The following is a 1,630-nucleotide window of genomic DNA, read 5'->3' on the forward strand; positions in this document are numbered from 1 at the left end:
TCTGGATTGAAATCGCACGAATAAGAAACAAAAAATAAGCATATCAAGTCGCTCCAGACAACTCGCGCAAGCGCTCGCGTCTGAGCTCGGCGTTCGAAGAAATAAAATGAGCACCCCAGAAGATCAACAAGCAGAGCGCGAGTATCAATCAGCCAAAGAAATGACAGATGATGAGTTGGTACATCAAATGTTTCGAACGAACCACAAGAGCTATCTCCGTGAATCACTGAATGTATCATATTCCCTATCATACTTCTCGATTTTGATGACGCGATATTCTGAAGAATCAAAAAAATCATCAGAGGTGAATGAGAAACTACAAAGATCCATGCTATGGCTTTCTCGGTTTGTTGTGGTTCTCACTGTCGTTCTTCTCCTTACGATTCCTCAAATAAACAATTTCGTCTTTGGTCATTCCGACGATGCACCACAGCAAAGCCAAAATGACACCCCAAACAATAATCCATCCAATCATATAAATCCTCCTTTAAAAAATTAATTCGAACAAATCGCTCGATTCAATTCCGGCCAACGCTCCGCTTATGGCCTCCATGTATCAGCTCGGCGTTGGAAGAAGAATGAACCAGACGAAAACCAACCAAGGCAGAGGAGCTTGTGCCGGCTCAACAAGATCTTGGCTTAGGGACTCGAACAAAAAAATAAGAAGCGAAAAGAAAGGAAAACTGATCTCACTTTTGGTAGTCACGATCATTGTAGGAGTTCTAGCATTTGCATTCAGCTACGGCTTCGCAAAGGCACTCGATTTTTTCTACGACATTACAGAAGACAGATTCTCATTCATAGTTATCGTATCTACGATCGTCTTCACAGCATGTGGCGTTATTGAAGCCGCAAAGACATTGTATTCAAAAATATGAACAGTGAAAAGTTTCCAACAAGTCGGCCCATACAATTCCGGCAAACGCCCGCCTCTTTCACCACGACCCAACCAAATCAACGACCCCTGAAACTTGAATCATTAGCGTGGCCTCCACGTATGGCCTCTGCGTTCGAAGAAATAAAATGGCATCACACAACGAATACGACGGTTACGTGAAATTACCTCACAAGCAGCTTTATCACGATAAAGTACGTTTCGACTTTAATCCCCACATTCGAGGAGATAACAAAGAGGCGAAAATCGAAGGTTTCACAATTCGGATGTTCACGCTTAAAAAGAACAACGATAGAGAGCAGCCAGAGATAAGTGTCAAAATGACAGCCGAACAATGGCTCGACTTAATCGATGCTATGAAAAAAGAATTCGAACAAGCTCAAGAAGCTAGAACTATTATAGACGATGAAGAATAGTTCGAACAAATCGGTCGATACAACTCGGGTAAGCGCTCGCCGAAATTCCAACACACCAGACACATTCAACCTCAACCCAACGTTTGAGCTTTAACTTGAGCTCGCGTATCACCTCGGCGATGGGCGAACCAAAAAGAACTATTGAAATGACGAAGTTATTTCAGGCGAAGCCTCCCCGAAGGGAAAAAATTTAAAAATTCAGCTACTATCTAAAAACTGAACGTAACAAGTAGCTGAAATCTAACTACAGAAAAGAAATCCCCACTGCTAGAACTTCGACATTCAGCATCTCCCCTATCCGACCCAAAAGAAAACGAAT

The 1,630-nt window shown here is 42.5% G+C and carries 3 protein-coding genes; all 3 read left to right on the top strand.

Features of this window, described 5'->3' with window-relative positions:
• The first annotated feature begins 106 nt into the window (after nt 1-106).
• Nucleotides 107-499 (top strand): hypothetical protein, encoded by a 393-nt coding sequence (locus QEH53_RS23665; RefSeq protein ID WP_309025708.1) that lies wholly within the window; start codon nt 107-109, stop codon nt 497-499.
• 43 nt (nt 500-542) lie between these two features.
• Entirely contained in the window at nt 543-878 is a 336-nt protein-coding gene (locus tag QEH53_RS23670) for a hypothetical protein (protein WP_309025709.1), read from the top strand.
• A gap of 145 nt (nt 879-1,023) precedes the next feature.
• On the top strand, nt 1,024-1,311 hold the full coding sequence (locus QEH53_RS23675) for a hypothetical protein (protein WP_309025710.1): 288 nt from the start codon (nt 1,024-1,026) through the stop codon (nt 1,309-1,311).
• Nucleotides 1,312-1,630 lie beyond the last annotated feature (319 nt).

Source organism: Pelagicoccus sp. SDUM812002 (assembly GCF_031127835.1).
GTDB lineage: Bacteria > Verrucomicrobiota > Verrucomicrobiia > Opitutales > Opitutaceae > Pelagicoccus.

What these genes read in the sequence shown, in the direction of transcription:
- QEH53_RS23665 (WP_309025708.1), top strand. Translation starts at nt 107, where the DNA reads ATGAGCACCCCAGAAGATCAACAAGCAGAGCGCGAGTATCAATCAGCC.
- QEH53_RS23670 (WP_309025709.1), top strand. Translation starts at nt 543, where the DNA reads ATGGCCTCCATGTATCAGCTCGGCGTTGGAAGAAGAATGAACCAGACG.
- QEH53_RS23675 (WP_309025710.1), top strand. Translation starts at nt 1,024, where the DNA reads ATGGCATCACACAACGAATACGACGGTTACGTGAAATTACCTCACAAG.